Genomic DNA, 26,009 nt, shown 5'->3' with positions numbered 1-26,009 from the left:
CGAATGTCCTGGTAGCTCCGCTACGAGGACATTCGTCCCGCACGCCGAGGGCACGCACCGAACGCCGCTCCTTGCTCCACGGGGCAACTCGATACAGGCCCTAGGGTGGGGGCGTGGATCTCGACACGGCGCAGGTGCGCGCCTTCGTGCGCGCCGCCGAGGAACTGCACTTCGGCCGGGCGGCGGGAAGGCTCGGCATCACCCAACAGGGCCTGTCCAAACGCATCTCGCGACTCGAAACCCTCCTCGGAACGCAGCTGTTCCGCCGTGACGGCAACGGCGTGCGCCTCACGGAAGCCGGGCGGCGTTTCCTGCCGCCCGCCCGCCAGACCCTGACCGCCGCCGACGCGGCGGTCGCAGCGGCCACAGGCCCGGACCGCCCGCTGCACGTGGACGTCTGGGGGCACCTCTACGCGCCGATGCGGACCCTGGCCCAGATCGCGGGGCAGGCCGGGGAGCTGGTGCCGGGGCACGGGCGGGATCTGCCGTCGGTCACGGACGCCCTGCTGCGCGGCGACATCGACGCGGCCTTCGGCCGGATCCACCCGCCTCTGCACCCCGGACTGGTGCACCGGCTCGTCCGCCTCGAACCGGTGGACGCCGTACTGAGCGCCGCACATCCGCTCGCGGCCGAGGCGGAGCTCCGCCCCGACCAGTTGCGCGGCAGCGTGATGTGGGCACCGGGCACCCTGGACCGGCTCGACTTCCTCCACCGGTTCGCCGAGCGGTTCGACATCCCGGACAGGGCCACGAGCGTCAACCTGGGCCTTGCCCACTTCCTCACCGAAGTGGCACAGGACCCGAACCGCTTCTCGCTGCTTCCCGCCGACGTGCCCCTGCCGCCGGTCCCCGGGCTGCGCTCCGTCCCCCTCGTCAACCCCACGCCGCTGTACGCCTGGTCATTGCTGTGGCGCACCGGAAACGGACACCCGGGCCTGAAGAGCCTCACCTCGGCCTGCGCGGAACAGGCGCGGCAACGGCGCTGGCTGGAATACGCCCCGGCGCGCGACTGGCTGCCCGACCCGCCGGGAGACGCGAGCGGGGCGCTCGGCTGACGGCGGACCACGCGCTCACATGCACACTGGGACCGACAGCCACGGCCCGTAAATGTTGTCGGTCTGCCCGTTCGCCACGAGCGGGAGATCATGATGGTGTGGCGTGGTGAGGTTCGGCTCGGGTGCGAAGGACAGGCAGGCAGTGCGGGAGGCGGAGTTCGTAACGGTCGCGGGGCTGGCCGCGGCGGTTGCACAGGGGCGGACCGGCGCCCTGTGGCGGCTGGTGGGCGCGGACCGGCAGCTGGACGCGAACCTGGTGCGCCACCTGCCCGGGACCGGCGGGGCGGCGTACACCGAGGACGAGGTCGACGTGATGCTGGTCGTCGTCGAAGGCGCCGGGACCCTCACCCTGGACGGTGCCATGACCCAGCTGGTGCCCGGCTTCATCGGGCTGCTGCCGCGCGGCACCAGCCGGGCGCTGCGGGCCGGCCCCGAGGGCCTGCTCGTCCTGACCACGCACCGCAGGCGCCGCGGCATGAGTATCGGGCGCAGCGCCCCTGCCGCCGCCCCCGAACCGTGCGCACTCCACGCCGTCTGCCCCCGCTGCCACCGCCACGCGATCGAGGCGGACGCCCGCTACTGCACCGGCTGCGGCACGGCTCTGACGGGCCGCCCCTGAGCCGGCCAGGGGTGGCCGGCGGATCAGGGGCGGACACGCCCCAGGGCGGGTTGCGAAAGTGGCGTCGTCCGCCCGCAGGGCGGTGCTCGCGGTGCCTGGTGCGGTGCCTCGCAAGGCGGAGGGTCGTCCGCGTACCGGCCGTACGGGGGCGAGCCCGACAACGCGGCGAGGTGCCGTGCCAGGCGCCGCGAGCCAGACGGGACTTTCGCAACACGCCCCAGGGCCCGGCCGGTCCCAGCAGGCAGTGCGATCGGACACCGGCAGCCGCGTTGTCACGTCGGGTGGTTGCGCCCGGGCTATGGTGACACAGGGTCAGTTGTAGTCGTGGGTTCCGTGCCCCCGTGGGTGCGGGACGCCCTCCCGGAAAGGCTTCCGCCCGTGTCTGCTGCACTCTCCGACGATCTGAAGCGCATCATCGACGAATCCCCCATGTTCGCGACGGTGGCGACCATCCAGCCCGACGGCAGCCCGCAACTGTCCGTGACCTGGCTCACCCGCGACGGCGACGACCTGCTCATCTCCACCACCGAGGGGCGCAGGAAGGAGCGGAACCTGCGCCGTGACCCCCGTGTCACCGTGATGATCAACCCGCCCGACGCGCCGTACACCTACGCCGAGGTGCGCGGCACCGCCGAGCTGACCACCGAGGGCGGGCAGGAGCTGATCAACGAGCTCTCGCGCAAGTACACGGGCAAGGACTACCGGGACTTCAACCCCGCCTCCGTCGACGACGCCCCGCGCGTCGTAGTCCGGGTCGTTCCCCGCAAGGTCGTCGGCTCGATCTAGTCCAGTACGAGCCGTGGCCCTCCGACTGGTAGTCGCAGGATCGCCGTGGATGGCCTCCGGCCCGCCCCGCCCCGGGGCCGTCCGGGGCGTCCAGGGGAGCCCCGGCGACCGCGGACAGACCCCTCAGGCGGCCAGTTCCTGAGGGGCCGCGGCAGCGGGCAGGTCCTTCCCGGACCTGTTCTTCACGAGTTCGACCTTCTCGACGAACAACTGGAAGAGCAGCTGGCTCGCCCCCAGTTCCCTGCCGTTCCTGCCGTTGTTGCCCTGCGCGATGCCGAGGCTGTAGGGCTCCTTGTCCTCGGCCTTGACGCCGATGTACCCGCCCAGCGTGCCCTCGTTCGCGTTGGCGTTCTTGTAGCCTCCGCCGTTCGCCCTGCGGATCAGGTCGTTCTTGTAACCCGGCCCGAGCGCCATGTGGTCCTGGTTGAAGAGGAGTTCGTGGGCGCCCGGCTTCAACGTGAACCTCAGCTGGACGGCGTAGGGCTCGCCCTGGCTCTCGTAGTAGTTGTCGGCCTGCCCCTGGTCGCCGAGGTGGGCGCCGATCGTCATGCCGGTGTACCCGTTGTCCCGGAATCCCTTCCCCGTGCCCTGGCCCTCGGCGACGTACGCCGTCATCTCGTTCCGTGAGGCCTCGTCGCCCCAGTAGGTGAGGGCGCTGTAAGCCTCTTCGAAGCTCATGGACCGGTACAGCTCCAGCCGGCCGGCGTCGGGCGGCATGCTCGCAAGGTCGGCGAGGAGCCGGGGGCCGATGGTCCTGACGATCTCGTCGATCGTGCGCGCGGGCTTGCTGGCCTTGAACTTCTTCGCCGCCTTCTTGGAATCGGCGATCTGCGTGGACCTGGCCTTGGCGGCCGCGGAGGTGGATCCGCCCACTCCTGCCTTGTCCTCCCAGTACTCGACCGTCAACCGCTCCTGAGGGTTCTCGACGCGCTGCACCGACGGCCGGGAGCCGGACGCCGAGGGCGCTGCCGTGTGCCGCTGCACGTCCGCGGCGGCCTGGTGCCCGGGTGCCATGACCCGGCCGGCATTGGCCTCCGCCTCCCGCTCGAACCGGTCCGACGGGTCGGAGACCCTGAGTCCCGCGCCGTTGTCGGTACCCGCGACCGGCCCCTGGCGCTGCTGGATGACGTGGGTGAGTTCATGGGCGAGGGTGTGCTTGTCGCTGCCGCCGGCGCCGATGACCACATGGCTGCCGGAGGTGTACGCACGGGCCCCGACTTCCGCGGCGGAGGCCCTGGCGGTGCTGTCGTCATGGATGCGGACGTCGGAGAAGTCCGCTCCGAGCCGCGCCTCCATGTCGGTGCGGGTGGCGTCGTCCAGGGGGCGTCCGGGGGCGCGCAGGACGTCGTGCACGGCGGACCGCTGCACCGCGTGCTGCTGCCCGGCCGGCGGGTGACCGCAGCCGTCCGTGTGCCGGTGCTCCTCCTGCTCCGGGAGCCGGCCGGCCCGGCGGAGCATCTGCACGACCGCGGCGTTGCCCGCGCCGGCCTGCAGAGCCATCAGTCCGACGGGCGGCGCTTGCGCCTGCTGCGGGGCGGCGGGCCGGCGTGAGGACTGCGGTGACCGGTCGTCGGTCGTCCGCGTCGAGCGGGGCTGCCTGGGACTCACGCGATCGCCTTCTCGGTACGTCGGGGAAGCCGCACCAGGCGGCTGCCGGCCACATCCCCGTGAGCGGTCACACCTGTCGTGACCAGGGGGTCTGAAGCATTATCGGCTGACCGGCCGGCTCCGAACCGGCGATCGGCGCCCGGAGAGCGCACTCTGCCCGGACGCACATCCCGCCGTGCAACCGAGGTGCCCCCGCAGGGCAGTCCGCCGGCCCCCACCGCGTCCGGCGGCTACGTCGCGGCCGGCAGGCGGACCGTGACGACGAGGCCGCCGGAGGGGCCGGGGGTCAGGTCGAGGGTTCCGCCGTGGGAGCGGACGACACTGTGCACGATGGCCAGACCGAGGCCCGCGCCGGCGTGCTCGTCGGTGCGTACGCGCTCCGTTCCGCGCTGGAAGGGCTCGGTCAGCGTCGGCAGCAGCTCCGGGGGGAGTGGGCGGCCCGTGTTCTCGACGCGCAGCACGCTCAGGTCTCCGTACGACTCGGTGTGGACCGTCACGGCGCCGTCGGCGGGGAGGTTGTGGACGACGGCGTTCTGGACGAGGTTCGTCACCATGTGCAGCAGGAGCTCCGCCGAGCCGCGGGTCACGGCCGCTCCGCCGGTGACGCCGAGGGTGATCCGGCGCTGCTCGGCGAGGGGGAGCAGTGTCTCGGCGGCTTCCTCCGCGAGGAGGGAGAGGTCGACGCGCTCGCGGCGGAAGGCGCCCCGGTCGCCGCGGCTGAGCAGGAGGAGGGCCTCGGTGAGGTCGATCGCCCGCTTGTTCACGGTGTGCAGGCGCTCGATGATCTCGCCACGGTCCCGCGTGGGGTCCTTGCGGGCGACGTCGAGGAGCGCCCGTGAGATCGACAGCGGGGTGCGCAGTTCGTGGGAGGCGTTCGCCGCGAATCGCTGCTGCTCGGCGACGTGGGACTCCAGCTGTTCGAGCATCGAGTCGAAGGCGTCCGACAGCTCGCGGAACTCGTCCTGGCGGCCCTCCATGCGGATCCGGTGGGACAGCGCCCCCTTGCCGGCCGTCCGCGCCGCCTCCGTGATCCGTGTGAGCGGCGCCAGCATGCGGCCGGCCAGCAGCCATCCCCCGACCAGGCCGAACACGAGCAGGAAGGCCATCGCCACGGCCGCGGCGGGCGCGAAGGTGTGTACGAGGAGGTAGCGGTTGGGGGAGATCCCGAGCAGCCCCTGGGAGTTGTCGGGCACGTACCGCAGCAGGAACGCCCACACCACCGCCAGCAGCAGGGCGCCGGCGACGAAGAGGAATCCGGCATAGCTGAGGGCGAGTTTCACACGGGCGCTGAGCCCCGGGCGTCTACGCATCCGTACCGCCGCCCGCGCCGGTGCCGCCCGCGCCCTTGCAAGCCGTGTCCGCAGGGGTGTCGATCCGGTAGCCGACTCCCGGCACCGTGGCGATGAGCCAGGGGGCGCCGAGCCGCTTGCGCAGCGCGGACACGGTGATGCGTACGGCGTTGGTGAGGGGGTCGACGTTCTCGTCCCAGGCCCGTTCCAGCAGCTCCTCGGCGCTGACGACCCCGCCCTCGGCGGCGACGAGGACCTCCAGGACGGCGAACTGCTTGCGGGTCAGCGCGACGTAGCGTCCGTCACGGAAGACCTCCCGGCGGAAGGGATCGACCCGCAGGCCCGCGAGTTCGCGGACCGGGGGCCGGGAGTGGGCGCGGCGCCGGTCGAGCGCCCTCAGCCGCAGGACCAGCTCGCGCAGCTCGAACGGTTTCGTGAGGTAGTCGTCGGCGCCGAGGCCGAAGCCGGACGCCTTGTCGTCGATCCGGTCGGCGGCGGTCAGCATCAGGATCGGGATACCGCTGCCGGAGGCGACGATACGGCGGGCGACCTCGTCGCCGGACGGGCCCGGGATGTCGCGGTCGAGGACCGCGAGGTCGTAGGAGTTGACGCTGAGCAGTTCCAGGGCGGAGTCGCCGTCACCGGCGATGTCGGCGGCGATCGCCTCCAGCCTCAGACCGTCCCGGACGGCCTCGGCCAGATAGGGCTCGTCCTCCACGATCAGTACGCGCATGCCGGAAGCCTAAGCGGCGGACCGTATCGCCGATGTATGCGCAGACCCGCAGACCACGGACAGGCCGACAGGCCACCCCGCCGCCCCGCAGCACCACCGCCCCGCAGCACCACTCCGCCCCCGTTCCCTCAGGCAGCCGGTGCCAGGGCGGGACCGGGCCGGTCCGACGGCGTGCCCGCGGCCGTGCGCCACCAGCGGCGCGACGCCAGCGAGGCCAGCGCGGCACCGGCGGCGTTGACCAGGACGTCGTCCACGGACGAGACCCGGTCCAGCCGCAGCACGTACTGCGCGGTCTCCACCAGCACCGAGCAGAGCACCCCGAGCGCCAGGACCCGCGGCACGGACGCCAGCGCCGCGAACCGCATGGCGGCGAAGAACCCCAGTGCCGCGAAGACCAGCAGGTTGCCGCCGATCCCGAGCGGCCCCATCGTGACCAGGTCCCGTAGCGGCACCAGGCTCACCCGCCCGGGAACGGTACCGGCCCCCGCGCCCGGCATCAGGATCATCCATACGAACGGCACCGTCCCGTGCACCATGCCCACCTCGGCCAGCGACAGCGGCCACGCCGACGAGACCCCGGCGCCGCGCCGGCGGCGCGCCAGGAGCCACGCCGCCCCGACCGCCAACGGCAGCGTGACCAGCGTCATCAGCACGACCCCGTTGAACGTGTCGAGGCAGCCGTGCCACCGCCCGGCCGCACACCTCGGTGCGGACATCATGAGCGGCCGGCGCAGGACGAACAGGGCGCCCGCCAGACCGAGGACCGCCAGGCCCAGGAGCACGAACCCGCCCTTGCGGCGGGGCGGCGCGGACAGGGGTACGTCATGTTTCATGCCCCCATTCGACACACACGGCGGTTGCCGCGGCGTATGCGCTTTCCGATACACCCGCGATATGGGGCCGGCCGGCCGGGCCCGGCGGAGGAGCGACCCTTCCGCCGCCGCCCAACAGGCCCGTGCGGGCAGCTGACATGATGATCGGATGCCCACCTCGTCCCCCTCCCTGACCGACCTGTGGCCGCGCGGCGTCGCGGCCAACACCGCAGCCCCTGCCGACGTGCTGCTGCGACTGCTCGATCCCGCCGCCGGGGAGGCGCGTCGCATCCTGTGCGAGGAGCGCCGCCCTCCCGACGAGGTCATGGACGCGATCGTCGTACACCTGGAGTGGCGGGTGCGCCGGTCCCTGGCAGGCAACCCCCACATCCGGCCGGCACAGCGCGGCCGACTGGTCGAGGACCCCCACGACCTGGTGCGCGCGACGGTCGCCGCGGGGCCGCGCCCGCGCACGCGCCCACCACAACCGCTGCCCGACGACGTCGTCGTCACCCTGCTGACCGCGCGGGAGCCGGCCGAGCCGGGGCTGCTCACGGCCGGCGAGATCGTGAGCGAGCTCCTGTCCTCCTGGCAGGTCACCGCGTCCTTCCGGTACCGGATGCGCGGGCACGAGCACCCCGCCGTGCGGTACCTCGCCATGGACGTGTGGGGCCTGCTGACCCCCGAGGAACAGGAAGCCCTGCTGGGCGACCCCGACCCGGACGTGCGGAGCGCCGCCGCACGCCGCCGTGCGGGAAACCTGGCAGCGGGGACGGAGGACCTCCCGGAGCACGGCCGGGTGCGGTGGCAGATCCTCCACAACGACCCGCTGTCGGACGCCGCCGTCGCGGCGGCGATGGCCGATCCGGACTCCCGTTGGTGCATCGCCGGCAACCGGCACACGCCCGCCGACGCCGTCGCCCGGCTCGCCCGCGACGCCGACCCCGGCGTGCGCCTGCGCGTCGCCGCCCGGGCCGGCCTGGACCAGGCCGTGTGGGCCGAGCTCGCCCGGGACCCCCATGAGCAGGTGCGTACCCGCGCCCGAGTACAGCCGCTGCCCCGTACCCCGGAGCAGTGCCGGGCCGTCGACCACGAGATGGACGAGGGCGACCACGACTGCACCTGCACGTTCCTGGAGTCCTGCACCGAGCCCGACCTGGACTGGTACCGGGCCTGCGCCGAGTCCGGGGAGGTCGTGCTGCGCCTCGTGGCCGCGACGTTCCCGGCGCTGCCCGCCGACCTGGTGGCACGGCTCGCGCAGGACCCGCACGAGGAGGTACGCCACCGGCTGGCCGTACGGCACCCGCTGGCGCCGGCCGCGACCGTTCTGGCCGCCTTCGTCGCCCGCCCCCGGCAACGCGCCCACCTGCTCATGCAGTCCAGGCTTCCCCGGACAGGGCTGTCCCACCTGCTCGACCACGAGGACCCGGAGGTACGGATGCTGGCCGCCGCCGATCCGACGCTCCGGCAGGCTCCCGCGGAACTGCTGGCCGACCCCGACGACCGCGTCCGGCGTGCCGCCGCGGCAAACCCGCTCTTCGCCGGGGAGACGCTTGAGGCGCTGCTCCACGACCCGGTCACGGCCGAGGGCGCCGCGGCCAACCCCAGCCTGCCGGCCGCACGACTGCACGCCCTGCTGGACCGGGCGGACCTGCCCCGGCTGACCCGCTGACCCGCGGGCCGCGGTACCCGACCCGGCGCAGAGCCCCGAACGGCCTCGTGGTTAGGGTGGGTTCACAGAAAGCGCGGATGTGGATCGGGGGACCCATGACGGCTCTGGACGCACCACCCATCGTCCTGGTGCACGGTACGAGGTTCAGCGCGGGCCAGTGGAGCCCGCAACTCGCGGCGCTCGAACCTGACTTCCCGGTGACCGCCGTCGACCTGCCGGGCCACGGCGCCCGCGCCGCCCAGCCATGGAGTCTGAAGGCGGCGACGGAGGTCATCGCCTCCGCCGTGGACTCCCTCGACCGCGGGCCGGCTCTCGTCGTCGGGCACTCGCTCGGCGGTTACGCGGCGCTGGAGTTCGCGCGGCACCGGCCGGAGCTGCTGCGCGGGCTGGTCCTGGCGGGGGCCAGCGCCTCGGCGCGTGGCGCGTGGGCGACCCCGTACCGGTGCGTCGCCGGGCTCGTCACGCGGATACCCGCGGACCGGCTGACCCGCTGGAACGACCGGCAGCTGCGCCGGCTCTACCCACCCGAGGTGGTGGAGGCGACCCTCGGGGCCGGCTACGCCTTCCACACGCTGCCCGCGGCATGGGGCGAGGTACTGGGCCGCTTCGACGCGGGTGCGATGGCCCATGTGAAGGCGCCGGTGCTGATCCTGAACGGCGAGAAGGACACCGTCTTCCGCTCCGGCGAACGGGAGTTCGCCCGCGCCCACCCGGACGCCCGCATCGAACTGATCCCACGGGCCCGCCATCTCGCGAACTTCGACGATCCCGGCGCGTTCACCGACGCCGTCCGCCGCTTCGCCCTGCACCTGCCACCCCACAGCTAGGGCGGGTTGCGAAAGTGGCGTCGTCCGCCCGCAGGGCGGTGCTCGCGGTGTCTGGTGCGGTGCCTCGCCAGGCGGAGGGGCGTCCGCGTACCGGTCGTACGCGGGCCATCCCGACAACGCGGCGAGGTGCCGTGCCAGGCGCCGCGAGCCAGACGGGACTTTCGCAACACGCCCTGGGGCAGTCCGGCGGACCCCGGGCAGCCTATGACGGGGTGCCGAGGTCCGTGACCCGTACGGTCTCCACCCAGGACGGGGGAGCGGGCGGGGTCTGCCCGACCAGGGCGGCGATCAGGCGGCAGGACGGCGTCTCGTCCGGCCACGGCGTGTACCCGTCGGTCAGCACGACCACGATGTTCGGCCGGTCGGGCAGGGCCAGCGCCGCGCTGACGCCGACCCGCATGTCCGTGCCTCCGCCGCCGGCCAGGGCCACCTCGCCCGCGCTGCGCACCCGGGTCACGGCGTGCACGTCCGCGTCACACGCGAGGACGGGCACCCGGTTGCCGCCGATCCCCACCTCCCGCAGGACGCCGGTGACCTCCGCGAGCGCGGCCGCCAGGTCGTCCGGACCCATCGAACCCGAGGTGTCGACGACGACGGCCACCCGCGGCAGCGGCCTGCGCAGGCTGGGCAGCACCACCCGGCCGCCGAGGGCCGGGGTACGGCGCGAGGGACGCCGGTAGGTGTAGTCCACCGCGCCGGCCGCCCACGCGGCGGCCTCGCGGACCGCTCCCGCCAGGGCCTGGCGCCAGTCGACGCGAGGCTCCAGAAGCTCCTCGGCCCACCGGGCCCAGCCCTCGGGGACCCGGCCGCGGGTGCGCTGGTGGGCGCGTACGGCCTGGGCGGTCTGCCGGCGCAGCGCCTCGGCCTCCACCGGGCCGACCCGGGCGGGGCCGCCGTCCTCGCCCAGCTCCCAGGGCTCGGGGCTGCCGTGCGCGCCGGAACCGCAGTCGGGCCCGTGCGGCGTCGGGGGAATCGCCGGCAGGTAGGCCTCGAACAGCCCGCCCGTGGGCAGACCGTAGAGCCTCGGCTCCATCCGGCCCTCTGGCAGCACCAGCCCGTCGGCGAGCAGGTCGTCGTTGATCTCGCAGTCCTGGGCGATGTTGACCCGCACGTGGTCGCGCTGGTCGGCGGCCGGCAGCCGCTCGGCCCGGCCGTGGTGGTCGCGCAGCAGGTGGGCCACTTCGTGGATCCACACCCCGGCCAGCTCCACGACCGGGGTCGCCCGGACGAAGGCGGGGGAGACGTAGCAGCGCCAGTGCCGGTCGACGCCCATGGTGCGCACCCCGTCCGAGGGGACCACGGTCAGGGCGTACAGCGCGGAGGCGAGGTACGGACGGGCCTCGGCCGCCTTGTAGCGGGCCGCCAGCAGCTTCGCGCGGTCGAGGCCCCGGTCCATGTCCGGCACCCGGCCCTCAGCGGCTGCCCGGTAGCGAGCCGGACAGCTGGAGCAGTTCCACGAAGGCGTCGATGCCCGCGGGCACCGGCCAGTCGAGGTCGCGCATCGCGGCGAGGTCGGCGGCGGCGCGGGCCGCGACGTCGGGCACCCCCGCGTCCACGGCCTTGGCGAGGACCGCCCAGCCCGCCTCCCACCGGGGACGGGTCAGCTCGCTCTGCACGGCCGCGACCACGGCGATCAGGAAGGCCAGCTGCCGGTCGCCGCGCTCGGGCAGCGCGAAGGCGTCCGGATCGGCCAGCACCCGGTCCGGGTCGGGCAGGTCGAGGTGTTCGAGGTACGAGAGCAGCTCGATCCCGGCGGCCTCCCCGACGGCGCCGGTGAGCGCGGCGGCCAGGGCCTCCCGGCCCGTCGAGGCCGCGTACCCGGTGGCCAGCAGCCGCAGGGCCATCTCCCACGTCCGGGGGGAAGGCCAGCCGCGCCCGCGTCCGGCGGCCTCGGCCGGCATGTGGTGGACCAGGCCCGGCCGGGCGGTCAGGAAGCCGGAGACGGCGCCGCGGGCGCGGGCGACCGCCCCGGACGCCTTGGCGGGATCCACGGTGGGGATCGCGACCTCGGGCCAGGTGCCCGCCATGCCGCGGGCCACGGTGCGAGGGTTGTGCGTCCAGTCCAGGTGGACGAAGCGGTTGGCGAGCGGCGGGCTGAGGTGCCAGCCGTCGGCGGCGCTGGCGGGCGGATTGGCGGCGGCCACGATCCTCACCGCCGCCGGGAGTTCGAGGCTGCCGACCCGGCGCTCCAGGACCACGCGCAGCAGGGCCGCCTGGACGGCGGGCGGGGCGGAGGACAGCTCGTCGAAGAAGAGCAGGCCGTGACCGGTGCGGGCCAGGCGTACCGCCCAGTCCGGCGGGGCCATGGGGACACCGGTGGTGGCGGGGTCGTCACCGACGATGGGCAGCCCGGCGAAGTCGGAGGGCTCGTGGACGCTGGCGATGACGGTCTCCAGCGGTACGCCGAGCGCGGTCGCGAGCTGTTCCATGCCGGCGGACTTGCCGATGCCCGGTTCACCCCACAGCAGCACGGGCTGATTGGCCGTCACCGCCAGTGCCAGCGCCTCCAGTTGCGGGTTGGCGGCGGCTTCGGTACGGGTGGCGGCCAGCCGGGCGCCGAGGGCGTCGGCGGCGGCCAGGGCCCGGGCGGGCTGCGGCAGCCGGGTGGCACTCATGCGTCCTCGCTCTCTTCCTCGTCCTCGTTCTCGTTCTCCCAGTACTCCATGTGCTCGTCGAACCAGTCGGCGCCGATCCCGGGGAACTCCTCCTCCACGCGGTCCCGCAGGAAGCCGAGGTCGGTGCGCTTGTAGCGGCGGATCTCCTGGGACACCGACAGGTCCATCTCGTCCAGGACGTCGATCCGGGCGCCGGCCGCGAGCAGGGCCCTGACCAGGTCGGCCGAACCGCCCCAGTGCACCGCGGACAGCAGGGGGGTGCGGTACGCCTTGTCCCGCGCCTCCAGGTCGAGCCCCGCCGCCAGCAGCCGCGGCAGGAGCTCCTCGTGGTCGAGGAGGTGGAGCGTGTGCAGCAGCCCGCGGTGGCGGCCGTCCCGGATCCGCGGGTCCACGCCCGCGTCCAGCAGTGCCATGACGCCGGGGGTGTCGCCGTGCTGGGCGCGCAGGAAGAGCTCGTGCCGCTGGGCCCGCAGGCCGCGCGGCAGCCGTCCTTCGCCCGTGGTCCAGATCTGCTGCACGGCGAAGCACCCCGAGACGGCGCCGCCGAACGCCCGCATGGCGCGCTCCCGTTGCTGTTCCTCCGCGGAGTGCGGAACGTCGAGTACGCCGCCCCGCGAGCGCACCTCGTGCCATCCGCCGCGGCAGCGCACTCGTACCGGTCGGCAGGCGGTGTCGGGGCCGGGCGGCCCCTCCACGGGTCCGGCGTCGGGGAACAGGGCGGCGGCCACCAGCGGGTGCAGCTCGCGCGGGGATATCCGGCCGGTCCGCACCAGTTCGAGGTCGGGGAGGCGCTGCCAGGCGTACCGGGGCAGGGCCGGGACGGAGGCCGCCTGGGCCTGCGGGACGACGCGGACCAGGAGCCCGTCCGGGCCGGTGTGCTCCAGTACGGCCGAGTAGGGCCAGCCGGCCCGGAGCCGGTAGCGGTCGCCGGCTCCGGCCGCCACGAGCCGGGTCACCTCCGGCGCGATCCGCGTGAGGTCGACGGGCAGCCGCGCGAGGAGGGTCTCCGGGTCCGCCGGGCGCTGGTACTCCCGGGCGGGAGGAACGGTCAGGTCGCACGTGATGCCCGCGGCCCCGTACGCGCCGACCGTGTCCCCGGCCTCCCGCAGCCCGGCTGTCCGGGCGGCCAGGTCCTGCGGGTGGGCGAAGCGTGTGCCGAGCTCCTCGGCGTGGCGGGCGTCCCAGAACGGTCGGATCGCCGTCCAGATCTCCGGGACGAAGCCGCGCCCCGTGTACTTGTTCCGCTCGATGACGACGGGTGCGCAGTGCAGGCGCAGCCGCTGCGAGGCCTCGGTCATGACGGGCGTGGTGACCGACAGGGCCGGCCCTCCGGGCCCGTCGTAGGTGGCGAGCACGATCCGCAGGTCGGGGGCGATGGTGGTGCGGCCGCCCAGGAGCCGGGGCAGGTGCCAGCGCAGCAGGTCGGGGGCCAGGTGCCGCAGGTCCTCCGCCACGGCCCCGGCCACGCCGGCGCCGTAGCGGGCCTCCAGCTCGGGCAGCTCGAAGGCGACGTCCACGGCTGCGGCCGCGCAGGCCGCCCGCCAGTCGCCGGCCAGCCGGTGCGCGGTGGCCTGCTCGATCATCCAGCCGGGCACCGCGTAGCGGCGGATCCGCTGCCACGCGGGGCCGTCCTCCTGCCGGAAACCGCCAGGCGGTTCGGCGTTCGATCGCCTCACCGGTACACGCTGCCGATGGCGCGTACGTCCGGGTGGGCGGCCCGGGCGGGGCGGAGCCGTTCGGTGAAGGAGCGCTTCACGCGGCGGGGGAGGCCGGGGCCCAGGCCGACGTACTCCAGGGGCGTGTCGTCGGGCACCGCGGCGAGCAGGTTCTTGGCGCCGCGACCGGTCAGGCCGGTGTGGCGCAACTCCAGCCGGCGCAGGGGGCTGCCGGGAAGGGCGGCGGCCAGGGCGTAGGCCCCTTCGTCGCCGGGGTGGTTGCCGGGGGCGCCGAGGCTGCGCTCGGACAGGGTCCGGCCGAGGTCGAGCGCTTCGATGCCGCCGAGGGAGGCGGCCAGGGCACGGGCCCCGGCGGCGCCGATGCCGTTGCCGCCGAGCCCGAGGCGGACCGGGTGCGGGGAGTCGGCCGCGGCGGTGGCGAGGGCCGCGGCGCCTTCGTCGCCGAGGTGGTTGGCCGGTACGTACAGCTCGCGCACCCCGGCCAGCCGGATCAGGTCGCAGAGCAGCGGCGCGGCGTCGGGGCCGAGGCCGTTGCCGCCGAGGAAGAGCCGTTCCAGGGGCTGCTCGCGCTCCACGAGGGCGTCGAGCAGGAGGCGTACGCCCTCGGCGCCGATCCCCGTGTTGACGAGGTCGAGGGTGCGCAGGCCGGTGTTGCGGCGCAGCAGCGCGGCGAGCGTGCGGGCGCCGTCCGCGTGGAGGGGGTTGCGCTTGAGCCAGAGGGCCCGGACGGTGGTGTCCTCGGCGAGGACACCGGTCAGGGAGCCCACCCCGGCCGGTCCGATCCGGTTGCAGCCGAGGTAGAGGGTGTGGAGGCCGTGGCCGTCGGCGGTCAGGGCGTCGGCCAGGGTGGCGGCGCCCGTGTCGCCGATGGCGTTCGTGCCGAGCAGCAGGTGGGTGGCGTGCGGGGACGCGGCCGCGGCCGGGAGCAGCCGGGCGGCCCCGACCGGGCCGAGGCCCTGCTTGCAGAGGTCGACGCGGCCGTCGGTGCGCAGGGTGCCGAGCGGGAAGGTCTCGTCAACCTCGACGGGGCGGTCCGCGGCGAGCCGGGCGAGCAGCGGGTCGAGGCCGGCCGGGTCGGCCGGCGGCAGGTCGGGGTGCTCGATCGCGGGGCACCGTACGGGTGTCGGCTGTGTCATCACCACTCCACCGGTTTCTTCGCCGGTGCCCGGCGTCCATCACGACTTGAAGAAGACGAGTACTGCAGAACTGCGGAAGGATACGCAAGACCGGTCGGATTCGAACCGACGTCCTCCAGCTCGATGCGTGGGCGCGACGACCTCTGCGCTACGGCCTTGCTGTCGGCGATCATACCCACACCATGGCCGAAAATCGATCACCAGTTTGGGCTGGGGGCGGCCGACCAGGCCGGCGGTGCCGGGAGAGCCGAACCGGACGCGCGCGTATATGAGTTGAGCCAGACATGGCGGCCGCGGCCCGTGTGCCTGGTGGGGGCAGCGGGCCCTTTGTAATGTCACATCGCATGACGCCTCGCATGATGGTCTTACGCCGTGCGGCATCAGCCGCCGCCCTCCTCGCCACCGTCCTCCCCGTGGCGGTCGCCGCCCCGGCCCACTCCGCCCCGGCCCACTCCGCCGACGGCGCCTCCGGCTGCCGCCCCCCGGCGCCGGCGCCGCTCGACCCCGAACAGTCCCGGCTCGCGGACGCCCGTACCACCGCCCTCGTCGAGCGGGGCGGACTCGGGGACTTCGTACGCCGGCTCCCCGCCGCCCTGTGCACCACACGCGGGCCCGCCGAGGCCGGACGGCTCCTCGACGCCTGGGGCGAGGGCCTCTGGCAGGCCTCCGTACGGCGTGCCCAGGGGCAACGCCCCGGCGGAGACCTCGCCCCCGGCGACGACCGGCCGCTGTACTGGGCGCGGCTCGCCATGACCGCCGACCTCGCGCGCTGGCAGCCGCGGTTCACCGTCGACCGGGCGGCGCTCCGCGCCCGTTTCGAGGACGCCTCCCGCGGACTCACCGGCAACGCCTTCCGGACGGCACCGGGCGTACGGAGGATCTTCATCAGCGGGTTCGACCCCTTCGGGCTGGATGCCGAGATACGCCGCGCCAACCCGTCCGGATCGGCCGCCCTCCAGCTCAACGGCCGCCGCGTGACCCTCGCCGACGGCAGCCCCGCCGAGATCCGCGCCGTCGTCCTCCCCGTCCGGTACGCCGACTTCGACGCGGGCATGGTCGAGCGGGCGTTCGCCCCGCACCTCGCCGCAGGACCCGCCGCGGCCGACGTCATCACCACCGTCAGCCAGGGCTACCCCGGCATCTTCACCCTGGAGGACTGGGCCGGCCGGGCGCGGTCCGCCGACCCCTACCCCGACAACGCGCGCGCACTCTCCGGCGGCACCCGCGAGCACCCGGTGACGGCCCCCGGCCTCGGCCCGGGACCGGAGTTCATCCGCACCACGCTGCCCGCCGACGCGGTGACCGCCGCCGTGCAAAGCCCGTACCCGGTCCTCCTCAACAGCGACGTCACCGAGATCCCGGCCGGCGGCACGGCTCCCGTCGACCGGACCGACGGCCCGACGCCGGGCTCGCGCGCCGTGGCGGGAGGCGGGGGCGGCTACCTGTCCAACGAGGTCGCCTACCGCTCCAACCGGCTGCGCGCCGAACTCGCCCCGCACCTGCCCGGCGGCCACCTCCACACACCGGTGCTCACCGGCCTGCCGGCCGACCCGCAGCAGCTGACCGGGCCCGAGTTCGAACACAACGAGAGCGCGATCACCGCGCAGGTCCGCGCGGTCGTCGAACACGCCGCCGTCCGGCACCAGGGGGTGCCCGGCTGCGATGCGTCCCCGCGCTGTGCGGCAGGATGGCAGCCCGCCCCGGTTGCGTACACACGCCCGAACGCGGCCTCCAGCAACACGAACTGACAGGTAAAAAGGTGACGACACACCACATACGGCGGACGGCGACGCCCGCCGCCTCATCCGCGCCCACGGGCCGACGCCGCGCAGCCGAGGGGGGCCGTTGAACCGGGACCTCGTCCTGCACGACTGGCTCGCCGCGGGTATCGCCCTGGCGGCGGGCGCAGCAGCCGGACTGCTGCTGCGCGCCCTGCTGCGGTGGCTGGGGCGGCACGCCGCACGGACCCGCTGGCGCGGCGACGACATCATCGTCGACGCACTGCGCACCATCGCCCCCGGCGCCGCGCTGATCGCGGGCGCCGCGGTGGCTGCGACGACCCTGCCGCTCACCGCGCGCGTCTCGGGCTTCGTGAACCAGTCCCTGACCGCGCTGCTCATCCTCATCGCCACGCTCAGCACGGCGCGCGTCGTCGCGGGCCTCGTCCAGTCCGTGGCGGGCACGCGGACCGGGGTGGCGGCGTCGGCGTCCATCTTCGTCAACATCACGCGGATCGTGGTCCTCGTGATGGGCGTACTCGTCGCCCTGGAGACCCTCGGAGTGTCCATCGCACCGCTGGTCACCGCCCTCGGCGTGGGCGGTCTGGCGGTCGCGCTCGCACTCCAGGACACCCTCGCCAACCTCTTCGCCGGAGTGCACATCCTCGCCTCGAAGACCGTGCAGCCCGGGGACTACATCCGGCTCACGAGCGGCGAGGAGGGCTACGTCGTCGACATCAACTGGCGCAACACCGTGGTGCGCAACCTGTCCAACAACCTCGTCATCATCCCGAACGCCCGCCTCGCGCGCACCAACATGACCAACTACACCCAGCCGGAACAGCAGTTCTCGATCCTGGTCCAGGTGGGCGTGGGCTACGAGAGCGACCTGGAGCACGTCGAGCGGGTGACCCTGGAGGTCGTCGACGGCGTGATGGCCGACATCAACGGCGCGGTCCCCGACCACGAAGGCGCCGTCCGCTTCCACACGTTCGCGGACTCCCGCATCAACTTCACCGTGATCCTGGGCGTCGGGGAGTTCAGCGACCAGTACCGGATCAAGCACGAGTTCATCAAGCGCCTGCACCGGCGCTTCCGGGCGGAGGGCATCTCGATCCCGGCGCCGACCCACACCATCGCCCTCCGCCAGGGCGACGCCCCGGCACCACCTCCACCCGCCGCCGTCCCCCACCAGCGCGGGCCGTCCCCCTCGATCCTCACGGACAGCGACCGGTAGCCCAGGCCCCGGGCCTGTCCACAGGCCCTTGGGGAGTGTCCGACGCCCTAGAGCCCCGACCCAGGACCGGGGAGGCGGTCGGCCAGGGCGTACAGGCCCGACACCTCCGCCCCGCGGCGGCGTTTCGCCTCGATCGTCGTCATGCCCGCGTGCAGAGCCCTCGTGCCGTGGGCGTAGGCGTCCTGGACGGGCAGGTAGTACATGAGGTTGAAGTACAGGTGGGGCGCCGGGTGGGTGCGGTCGACAGCGACCGCGCGGATCCACGTCGTGGCCGCGTAGTGGTAGTACAGGCAGAAGCCCGCCATCCGCCGCCCCTCGTACGCCGCCACCACCCGGGCCGCGCCGCCCATCGACGCCGCCTGGCGCCGGAGCAGGCCGGTCATCGCGTCGACGCCGTCGCGGTCGTGGCCGTGATCCCGTTGGTGCCCGGAGAGCAGGACCCCGGCCTCCTCGGCGCAGTCCGCGAGCGCCAGGTGCCGTACGTCGAGTCCGGCGGCGGCGAACTCCCGCCGCTCGCGGCGCACGCCGACGCGGCGCCGTGACGGCAGGGAGGCGACGTACGCCCCGAAGTCGATGCCCGGCAGCGGGATGACGGCGTCGTCCTCCAGGCGGACCGGGTCCCCGGGATAGAGGGGGGCGAGCCGGGCGGCGGCCTCGGCGGTGAGGTACGGCCACCAGTGCGTGGTGCCGTTGCGGTCGGCCAGCGCGCGGGCCGCGTCCCGCAGCAGGGCGAGGCAGGCGTCGCGCCGTACGCGGTCCAGGGCGGGGGCGGTCAGCGGACTGCTGTGGTAGCCGCGCCGAGCCCCCGCGATCACACGCGGCCGCAGCCCCGCGGGCAGCAGGCCGGCTGGCCGGTAGGCGTCGTTCGGCTCGTCGTGCACCAGGTAGAGCGGTGTCGCGGCGAGCAGCGTGCCGTCGTCGTCGCGGACGAGGGCGTACGAGGCGTCGGCGGTCGGGTCCCCCTCCTCCCCGGCGAGCCACCGGTGCGACAGGTACAGGCCGGCCGGGGCGGCGAGCCGCTCCCACTCGGCGGCCGGGACGGCGTGGACGGACTCGACAAGCGTAGTGATCAACGGGGCTTCCTCCGGCGGTGGCGGGGGCGGTGGCGGTCGGATGCCGTCAGGGCGGGAGCGGCTGCCATGGCGAGCAGGCAGGCCACGGCCTCGGCGCCCCACGGCAGCAGCGGCCCGGCCTCCAGCAGCCGGGTGAACAGGGCGGGGGCGGCGACCATGCCGATGGCCCACGAGAACTGGTACAGACCCTGGGTGAAGCCCCCGGCCGCTCCGGGGGTGAGGCTCACCGAAAGCTCGCTCAACGCCGGGCCGAGAAGGATCTCGGCCACGCTGAACAGGGTGATCGCTGTGAGGAGGGCCACCCACGCGGTGAAGGCGAGGGACGGCAGCGCGGGCAGCATGAACGCCGCCATGCCGACGGCCATCACGAGGTACCCGGCCGCCACGGCACGAGCCGGTGCCTTCGGCGCGAGATGGGCGGTGACCACCGTCGAGCACCCCGACACGATCACGGTGTTGACGACGAAGATCACGCTCGCCGCCGAGGCCGGAAGTCCCAGGGCGCGGGTGGCGTAGAGGGCGACGAGCACGGACAGGGCGGCCTGGGCGAGGACGTAGGGCAGGTTCACGGCGATGAGCAGCAGGTAGCGGCGCGTGTGATCGGTCCGCCCGACCGGGCCGCCCGGCGGCATCTGCCCGGGCCCGGGCGGGGTGGTCCTCAGCGTCGCGAAACAGAGGGCGGCCAGCAGGTAGGTCGCGGCGTCGACCGCGATCAGCCACGACAGCGCGCCCTTCCCGAAGACCGCCAGGGAACCGGCCGCGGTGGCCGCGCCGGCAGCCAGGCCGACGTTGCGCAGCGAGCCGGTGAAGGCGAACCACGCGCGCCGCTCCCCGGGTTCGGTGACGTGGGTGATCAGCGTGCGCTGGGCGGTGAAGTACATGTTGATGCCGGCCTGCACCACGAGGTGGACGGCGGCGACATGCCACGGCCGGTCCGCGAACAGGAACAGCGTGAACCCGACGGCGGCGACGACGTTCGCCGCGACGACCACCGCCCGCGGGCCGACACGGTCCATCAGGCGGCCCGCGAGGAAGGTGACGGGCAGGGCGGCGGCCTGGCCCGCCGTCATCGCCATGCCGACCTGCGCGACCGGCAGGCCCCGCACGTCGGTGAAGTACAGCAGCCCCAGCGGCAGGAGCATGCCGTTGCCGACGGAGTCGACCAGGTTGCCGGTGATGAACCGGCCGCGGCCCCGCAGCGCGGGCACGCCCAGGCGCGCCGCGACCCCGGTACGCCGGCCGGTTTCGGGGAGCGCGCTCATCGGCCCAACAACGAAGTGATCTTGCCCAGGAGGGCGGCCGCGGGGAAGCCGGTCGTCGCGTGCAGGTCCGCCAGGCCCTTCACCACGGCGGCCTCCTCGCCCTCGCGGAGGGTGAGGACGACGATGTCGCCGCGGGAGACCCCGTCGATGACCAGCTCGTGCGCGGTGACCACCGTGGCGATCTTCCGAAGCCCGTGCGTCGCCGCCGGGCCGACACCCTCCTCGACGAGGAACTCAAGGGCCCAGCCGGTGCGTTGTACCGGACCGGCCGCCGGCGGGAGGCCGCGCGCCATACGGGCGAGCGTGGCATAGGTGTTCGTGTCCGACGCGGCGCACGACAGGGTGGTGGCTCCGCCGACGCGCGGGTTGACCTCCAGGACCACGAATCGGCCGCCCGTGTGGACCATGTCGACGTTGACGGACCCGTGCACGCCGAGTTCCCCGCACAGTGCGGCCAGCGTGCGGGCCACGTCCGCGAACGCGGCGTCCGCCTCGGGCCGCGGCCCGCACCACCGCAGGTCGGCGAAGGTGAACACCGGCTCCGCGCCGGCCCGCCCGGTCCAGCACAGGGGGAGGACCCGGTAGGCGCCGGGCCGTCCCACGATGTCGACGCTGCACAGGTCGCCCTCGACGACCTCCTCCACGACCGCCGACGCCTCCGGCGGGCCGGCGAGCCAGGCGTCCAGTTCCGCCGGGGTGCGCAGCGTCCGGATGCCCACGCTCGTGGAGTCCCAGACCGGCTTCGCCATCAGCGGGTAGCCGATCCGCGCGGCCTCCGCCCGCAGCGCGTCCCGGTACCCGGGCACCGGCAGGCCGCGGCCCGCCAGCAGTCCGCAGTCGGCGCGTACGCCGTCCGGGACGTCCAGGCCGGCGCGCCGGCAGAGCTGCTTGGTCTCCCACTTGTCCACCAGCAGCATCGTCGACGCGAGCGGGGTGACGACCGTCGGGATGCCGCAGGCCTCCAGGTGCGCCGCGGCGGCGGCGTCGCGCAGCGCGTTCTCGCAGGGCAGCGAGATCGACACCGCCGCGTCCGCTCCCCAGGCGGCGACCACGCCGGCGAGCCGCCGGGGCGTGATGTCCGGGTCGAGCCGCTGCCGGTGTCCGGGGAAGTCCTCGTCACCGGGGCTGCCGCTCGTGTGGAACAGGCCCGCCTCGATTCCCTCGGCGGCGAGGGAGCGTACGGCCTGCTGGATGAGGGGATCGGCGCGCCGGATGCCCACCGACCGCAGGAACGCGATCTTCCGCACCGGTGTCACCCCACTTCCACGAGGGAACGGGCGACGACCCCGGCCGCCAGCTCGCGCGCCCGGTCGGCGGTCGCCGCGCGGGCGACGACGTGGCCGATCCGGCAGGCCGAGTCGGCCGGCTCCGGCACCGCGTCGCCGGGCCACAGGTGCAACTCGCCGTGCGTGCAGGGGGCTTCGGGGATGGACGCCCGGCGCAGCACCCCGCCGCGCTCCGGGAGCAGGAAGCGGATCGAGGCGGCGCCCGCGAAGGCGGGGGCGGTGTCGGGCACCCGCCCCAGCACGGCCTGGAGATGGGCTCCGGCCTCGCTGACGCCCGTGGCGGCCTCGACCACCTCGCACAGGTTGTCCCCGGGCAGCCGGGCCCCGGTCTCGATCACGAACGGCGTGCGCGTCCCCGGGGGGATCTTCAGCTCCGTGTGCGCGATGCCGTTGCGGACACCGACGGCCAGCGCGGCGCGCGCCGCCGTGCGCTGCACGATCCCGGCCAGCTCGTCGTCCAGACCGGCCGGGCAGGTGTGCCCGGTCTCGATGCGGTACCGGCCCCGGGTGGTGTCCTTGCGTACGACCGGCAGCGGATGGGCGACCCCGTCCGCGACCACCGTGTCGCAGGAGTACTCCGCCCCGCGCACGTACTCCTGCAGCAGGGCGGTGGTGTCCAGCTCCAGCCCGTGCGGCCGGGCGTGCGTGAAGCGCTGTGCGGCGGCGACGGCGTGGGCCAGTGCGTCGCCGGGGCCTTCCACGACGGACACGCCCCACGAACCGCCCTGCTCGGCCGGCTTGACCACCAGGGGCCACCCCAGCCCGCCCGTCTCCGCGACCCGCCGCGCCTCGGCGGCGTCACGGGCCACAGCCCAGCGGGGCGCGGGGATACCGGTCGCCGCGAAGGCCTCACCCATCAGGATCTTGTTCCTGGCCGCCCGGGCGAGCCGCGGGTCGTTGCCGGGCAGGCCGACCCGTTCGGCCAGCAGTGCGGCGAGCGGGGTGAAGAGCTCGAAGCAGGCCGCGACACCCGCCACGGCGTGCCGCCGGCAGAACGCCTCCATGTCCGCCAGTGCCCGAGGGGTGTCCGTCAGGTCCGTCGCGCACACCCCCGCGAGGGCGGAGCGCAGCCGGTCCGGATAGGCGTCGTGGACCTCCTTGTGGGTCGCGGCGTACAGCCGCAGTCCCAGCCGGTCGGCGGCTTCCACCAGGAAACGCCCCGCGTTTCCCATCGGCTCGATCACCAGCACTCCCGGGCCGCGCAGGCCCGCCCCGATAGTCATTCGACCAGCAAAGCCGCAGGTGGAGGGCAGCGGCTATCGGCCTGACAGACGAAAATAACTCCCTGCCGAGCAGGCCGACTTGGAGCAAGAGCCAAGCAACTCGCCAGTAGCAGAGCGGCATTTGGTGCGCATCGCCCATGGAATCGCACAAGCGTCCCGTGGTCCGATCGCCACGCGAACCGCGAACCGTACAACACACCGCACAACACCAACGGCACCACGCAAACCGCATCCGCGACCCGAACGGGGAACGAGCACAGTGACCAGCCCGCGCCAGCAGCTCACCGACCGGCTCACCGACCAGATCGCCGACCAGATCGCCCAGGGCGTCATACCGCCCTACCAGTACTCCTACCCGCCCCGCTCCACCTACCGCCCCCTCCCGGAGGGCCGGTGGAGCATCCCCGAGATCTGGGCCGCGGACCTCGCCCACCACCAGGTCCCCGAACTCAACCTCTACCTCCACGTCCCCTTCTGCGACCGCAAGTGCGGCTTCTGCAACCTCTACACGATCATCAGCACCGACGAGGACGTCTTCGACGCCTACACCGACGCCCTGTGCACGCAGATCGAGGACCACGCCGAGATCATCCAGGCCCGCCGGCTGCGTACCGTCTACATCGGAGGCGGGACCCCTGCCCTCCTCAAACCCCGCCACTTCGAGCAGATCTTCACCACCCTGGCCCGCGTCTACCCCAACTGGCGCTCGACCGTGGAGGAGGTCGCCGTGGAGGCCACACCGTCCTCCATCGCCGACGCGCCCCACGAGTTCAAGGCCCTCATCGACATGGGCCTCACCCGCGCCAACGTCGGCATCCAGTCCCTCGTCCCGCGCGAGATCCGCGAGGCCGGCCGCGGCGGCGAGGACGAGAACGTCATCCGCCGCGCCATCCGGACCGCACACGAACTCGGCCTCCCCGACCTGTCCACGGACCTGATCATGGGCTTCGCCGGCCAGACCCCCGAGACCTGGCGCCACAGCGTCGACGAGCTGGCCGCGCTGAAGCCCACCACCATCAGCACCTACTTCCTCACGGTGCGGCCGGACGCGTGGTTCTCCAAGACCGGCGCCTACCAGTACATGTGGCAGCCCGAGCTCTACGACCGCTACGACTACGCCCGCCAGGTCTTCCTCGACCACGGCTACGTCCAGGAGGGCTCCGTCCGCTACAAGACCCCGGGCCGCGGCGGCTACGTACAGAAGGTGCTCACCTTCCACGGCGTGCCGCTGCTGGGCCTCGGCGTCGGCGCACGCTCCTACACCAGCGTCCTCGACTACATGACCGGCAGCGTGAAGCCCTCGACGGCCGAGGTGGCCGACTACATCAGGAAGGCCGGCCGTCACGAGATCGTCCCGGTCACCGGTATCGAGCTGACCGCCGAGGAGATCGTCCGCAAGCGCCTCGTCCTCGACTGCTTCGACCTCGACCTCGGCGAACTGGACCGCTTCGGCTACCGGAAGCACGCCGCCGACTTCGAACCCGTCCTGGACGCCGCCGAGGCCAACGGCCTCCTCCACCGGCTCGGCCGGCGCGTCCAGCTCACGCCCAAGGGATTCAAGTACCGCGACGTCCTGTCCTGGATGTTCTACTCCGACACCGTCAAGGCCCTGGACCGCGAGTACTACGAGAACCTGCACGCGGCCAACGCGCGCGCCCGCAGGAACATGGGGGCCACCCCCGTGCGCATCACCGGCGTCGACCTGCGCGAGGGAGCGGCGTGAGCGACCTGTACGTCGCGGCCGGCGGGGGCGGGGATCCCATCGGCACCCTGATCGCCGCACGCACCGTCAGCGAGGCCCCGGACCCGCCACTGATCGCCACCTACGCGTGGGAGCGTCCCGAGATCAGCGATCCCCCCGGCCCCCTCGGGGAACACCACTTCACCCGCCTCGCCCGCGGCGCCGGCGGCGCCCCGGCCTTCACCCCCGACACCAGAGCCCGGCCGCCCGCCGGATCCACCCTGCCCGGCCTCGCCGCCGACCTGCCGGCCCGTCTGCTGCTGCTGCTCGACCCGTCCCAGGGACTCACCGCGCTGGCCGCGCAGATCAGCGCCATGGCCCGGTCCGCGGGCGGCTGGATCCACGTCGTCGACATCGGCGGCGACATCCTGACCCACGGCGATGAACCGGGCCTGTGCAGCCCCTTCGGGGACGCCCTCACCCTCGCCGCCTGCCACCTCACCGGCATCCCCACCACCGTCCACGTCGCCGGGCCGGGCCTCGACGGGGAGATCGACGAACCGACCCTGCTCGCACGGCTCCCCGGGTACCACCCCCTCACCCCCGGAACGGCCGCTGCATCGGCGGCCGCCCGAGCCCTGGCCTGGCACCCCTCGGAGGCCTCGGCCCTGTGGGCCGCCGCCGTCCACGGCGCCCGCGGCAGCGTACGCGCGGTCAACCACACCGCCGAACTCACCGCGGTCTCACCGAAGCTGTTCCACCTGCCCCTGCACGAAGCCGTAGGCCACAACCCGGTCGCGCGCGTCCTGCTCGACGAGCGTCCCGAGACCCTGGAGGACGCCGCAGACCTCTCCCACCGGCTCACCGGCATACACGGCCTGGCGCCCGAGCACGCCCGCACACCCCGGCAGGACCCGCCGCCCGGCACGGCCGCCTTCCCCGACCGCGACGTCGCCATGAAGGCGCTGCGCGAGGCGGCCCCCGGCGCGGACCACGTAACCCTCCGGTACGCCGCCCGCTCCCTCGGCCTGGCATGGACCGACATCCCGGCCCTCAGGAAGCTCCTCGGCAGCGCGACCCCGCTGCTCCGGCTCACCTGAACCGCACGCCGGGGCCGGGCCGCACCACCGTGCGGCCCGGCCCGGGGGGTGCCGCCCACCGCCTGCTGAGACAATGCAGGTGCCGGAAGCAGCACACGACGAGCCATCCCACACCACGATCGTGCCGTGCGGGGCCCCGGCCCCGCGCAGGGCGGTGACGGCGTTCCGCCCGGCTCAGCTCCGTGGTCACGCGCAGGCCGGGGTACTCGTCCGCCAGGTCCTTCGCCGTCTCGTCCAGCAGTCTCCGGCCGGCGGCGCAGACCTGCTCGACGGTCAGCGCCGGCAGGTAGAGGGCCCTGCCCTCGGTGTCCGCCGCGTGGACGACGCGCAGCGGACGCTCGCGGCGCACGGCCTCCGCGCCCGCCCACAGGGCGGCCTCCCGGGCCGCGTCCGAGCCGTCCACGCCCACGGCCACCGGACTCGTGTCCGGAGTGGGGAAGGTGCTGTCCACGGTTCCGCCCAACCGAGAATCCGATGAGGGACACCGCTCACGCCGGCACCCGCGGCGCGTCGGGGAGAGGGCCGCCCGGGCCACGTTCGGGACCGTTCGGCCCTCGCCCGGCGGGCAGCACCGGACGGATGGTGGGGGCACGCCCTGCGA

Annotated in this window: 22 protein-coding genes and 1 pseudogene; 9 read left to right on the top strand and 14 right to left on the bottom strand. The window is 74.1% G+C overall.

Features of this window, described 5'->3' with window-relative positions; all coding sequences use genetic code 11:
- The first annotated feature begins 113 nt into the window (after positions 1-113).
- From BSL84_RS01250 to BSL84_RS01240, 3 genes are all read left to right on the top strand, one after another.
- Positions 114-1,055: a LysR family transcriptional regulator gene (locus BSL84_RS01250; RefSeq protein WP_075969605.1), complete on the top strand. Its 942-nt coding sequence runs from the start codon at positions 114-116 to the stop codon at positions 1,053-1,055.
- Positions 1,056-1,158: 103 nt separating this feature from the next.
- Positions 1,159-1,674 carry a hypothetical protein gene (locus BSL84_RS01245; protein ID WP_234363386.1) on the top strand — a complete coding sequence of 172 codons (516 nt, stop codon included), beginning with the start codon at positions 1,159-1,161 and terminating at the stop codon, positions 1,672-1,674.
- 378 nt (positions 1,675-2,052) lie between these two features.
- The gene (locus BSL84_RS01240; protein WP_045323668.1) at positions 2,053-2,460 is read left to right on the top strand and encodes a PPOX class F420-dependent oxidoreductase; all 408 of its coding nucleotides are present in this window, start codon (positions 2,053-2,055) and stop codon (positions 2,458-2,460) included.
- A 123-nt stretch (positions 2,461-2,583) separates the two neighbouring features.
- On the opposite strand, the gene BSL84_RS36840 is transcribed toward BSL84_RS01240, so the two are convergent.
- The 4 genes from BSL84_RS36840 to BSL84_RS01220 form a co-directional block, all read right to left on the bottom strand.
- Positions 2,584-4,068, bottom strand: a complete 1,485-nt coding sequence (locus BSL84_RS36840; RefSeq protein ID WP_045323666.1) for a DUF4157 domain-containing protein — start codon at positions 4,066-4,068, stop codon at positions 2,584-2,586.
- A gap of 230 nt (positions 4,069-4,298) precedes the next feature.
- Positions 4,299-5,378, bottom strand: coding sequence for a sensor histidine kinase (locus BSL84_RS01230; protein WP_075969604.1), 1,080 nt, complete (start codon positions 5,376-5,378; stop codon positions 4,299-4,301).
- Entirely contained in the window at positions 5,371-6,090 is a 720-nt protein-coding gene (locus BSL84_RS01225; RefSeq protein WP_075969603.1) for a response regulator transcription factor, read from the bottom strand. Before BSL84_RS01225 ends, BSL84_RS01230 begins: the two co-directional genes overlap by 8 nt.
- Before the next feature lie 128 nt (positions 6,091-6,218).
- Positions 6,219-6,923 carry a VanZ family protein gene (locus BSL84_RS01220; RefSeq protein ID WP_075969602.1) on the bottom strand — a complete coding sequence of 235 codons (705 nt, stop codon included), beginning with the start codon at positions 6,921-6,923 and terminating at the stop codon, positions 6,219-6,221.
- A 148-nt stretch (positions 6,924-7,071) separates the two neighbouring features.
- On the opposite strand from BSL84_RS01220, the gene BSL84_RS01215 reads away from it, so the two are divergent.
- Complete coding sequence (locus tag BSL84_RS01215; RefSeq protein ID WP_075969601.1) at positions 7,072-8,574, top strand: hypothetical protein; 1,503 nt, start codon at positions 7,072-7,074, stop codon at positions 8,572-8,574.
- Positions 8,575-8,669: 95 nt separating this feature from the next.
- Positions 8,670-9,401 carry an alpha/beta fold hydrolase gene (locus BSL84_RS01210; protein ID WP_075969600.1) on the top strand — a complete coding sequence of 244 codons (732 nt, stop codon included), beginning with the start codon at positions 8,670-8,672 and terminating at the stop codon, positions 9,399-9,401.
- 202 nt (positions 9,402-9,603) lie between these two features.
- Here the strand turns inward: BSL84_RS01210 and BSL84_RS01205 are convergent, their stop codons facing one another.
- The 5 genes and pseudogenes from BSL84_RS01205 to BSL84_RS35935 all read right to left on the bottom strand — a co-directional run bounded on the left by BSL84_RS01205 (position 9,604) and on the right by BSL84_RS35935 (position 14,986).
- A complete protein-coding gene (locus BSL84_RS01205; protein WP_075971924.1) occupies positions 9,604-10,797 on the bottom strand; it encodes a DUF2201 family putative metallopeptidase in 1,194 nt (397 codons plus the stop codon).
- Between the two features lie 16 nt (positions 10,798-10,813).
- Positions 10,814-12,016: an AAA family ATPase gene (locus BSL84_RS01200; protein ID WP_075969599.1), complete on the bottom strand. Its 1,203-nt coding sequence runs from the start codon at positions 12,014-12,016 to the stop codon at positions 10,814-10,816.
- Positions 12,013-13,692, bottom strand: a complete 1,680-nt coding sequence (locus tag BSL84_RS01195; protein WP_075969598.1) for an ankyrin repeat domain-containing protein — start codon at positions 13,690-13,692, stop codon at positions 12,013-12,015. Before BSL84_RS01195 ends, BSL84_RS01200 begins: the two co-directional genes overlap by 4 nt.
- The gene (locus tag BSL84_RS01190) at positions 13,689-14,828 is read right to left on the bottom strand and encodes a gala protein (RefSeq protein WP_075969597.1); all 1,140 of its coding nucleotides are present in this window, start codon (positions 14,826-14,828) and stop codon (positions 13,689-13,691) included. The genes BSL84_RS01195 and BSL84_RS01190 overlap by 4 nt, the downstream gene beginning before the upstream one ends.
- Positions 14,829-14,913: 85 nt before the next feature.
- Positions 14,914-14,986 (bottom strand): annotated as a pseudogene (locus BSL84_RS35935).
- A gap of 186 nt (positions 14,987-15,172) precedes the next feature.
- On the opposite strand from BSL84_RS35935, the gene BSL84_RS01185 reads away from it, so the two are divergent.
- Together BSL84_RS01185 and BSL84_RS01180 are read left to right on the top strand one after the other, a co-directional pair.
- Positions 15,173-16,576, top strand: coding sequence for a pyroglutamyl peptidase (locus tag BSL84_RS01185; RefSeq protein ID WP_199838692.1), 1,404 nt, complete (start codon positions 15,173-15,175; stop codon positions 16,574-16,576).
- A gap of 97 nt (positions 16,577-16,673) precedes the next feature.
- Complete coding sequence (locus BSL84_RS01180) at positions 16,674-17,783, top strand: mechanosensitive ion channel family protein (protein ID WP_045323654.1); 1,110 nt, start codon at positions 16,674-16,676, stop codon at positions 17,781-17,783.
- A gap of 47 nt (positions 17,784-17,830) precedes the next feature.
- Here BSL84_RS01180 and BSL84_RS01175 read toward each other — a convergent pair whose 3' ends face one another.
- Genes BSL84_RS01175 through BSL84_RS01160 form a run of 4 tightly spaced genes read right to left on the bottom strand, consistent with a single transcriptional unit; the run spans position 17,831 to position 22,627 of the window.
- Positions 17,831-18,856, bottom strand: coding sequence for a peptidogalycan biosysnthesis protein (locus BSL84_RS01175; RefSeq protein WP_075969595.1), 1,026 nt, complete (start codon positions 18,854-18,856; stop codon positions 17,831-17,833).
- Positions 18,853-20,118: an MFS transporter gene (locus BSL84_RS01170; RefSeq protein WP_075969594.1), complete on the bottom strand. Its 1,266-nt coding sequence runs from the start codon at positions 20,116-20,118 to the stop codon at positions 18,853-18,855. The genes BSL84_RS01175 and BSL84_RS01170 overlap by 4 nt, the downstream gene beginning before the upstream one ends.
- Positions 20,115-21,365: an ATP-grasp domain-containing protein gene (locus BSL84_RS01165; RefSeq protein WP_159393496.1), complete on the bottom strand. Its 1,251-nt coding sequence runs from the start codon at positions 21,363-21,365 to the stop codon at positions 20,115-20,117. Before BSL84_RS01165 ends, BSL84_RS01170 begins: the two co-directional genes overlap by 4 nt.
- A gap of 5 nt (positions 21,366-21,370) precedes the next feature.
- Positions 21,371-22,627, bottom strand: coding sequence for an ATP-grasp domain-containing protein (locus BSL84_RS01160; RefSeq protein ID WP_075969592.1), 1,257 nt, complete (start codon positions 22,625-22,627; stop codon positions 21,371-21,373).
- A gap of 259 nt (positions 22,628-22,886) precedes the next feature.
- Here BSL84_RS01160 and BSL84_RS01155 point away from each other — a divergent pair, with 259 nt between their 5' ends.
- A complete protein-coding gene (locus tag BSL84_RS01155; RefSeq protein ID WP_075969591.1) occupies positions 22,887-24,350 on the top strand; it encodes a coproporphyrinogen-III oxidase family protein in 1,464 nt (487 codons plus the stop codon).
- On the top strand, positions 24,347-25,408 hold the full coding sequence (locus BSL84_RS01150) for a DUF1152 domain-containing protein (protein ID WP_075969590.1): 1,062 nt from the start codon (positions 24,347-24,349) through the stop codon (positions 25,406-25,408). Before BSL84_RS01155 ends, BSL84_RS01150 begins: the two co-directional genes overlap by 4 nt.
- Here the strand turns inward: BSL84_RS01150 and BSL84_RS01145 are convergent.
- Positions 25,401-25,859, bottom strand: coding sequence for a universal stress protein (locus BSL84_RS01145; RefSeq protein WP_159393495.1), 459 nt, complete (start codon positions 25,857-25,859; stop codon positions 25,401-25,403). The two genes, BSL84_RS01150 and BSL84_RS01145, sit on opposite strands and share 8 nt — an antisense overlap.
- Positions 25,860-26,009: the final 150 nt, after the last annotated feature.

It is taken from the genome of Streptomyces sp. TN58, from assembly GCF_001941845.1.
GTDB lineage: Bacteria > Actinomycetota > Actinomycetes > Streptomycetales > Streptomycetaceae > Streptomyces.
This window is presented reverse-complemented; position numbering and strand designations above follow the sequence as displayed.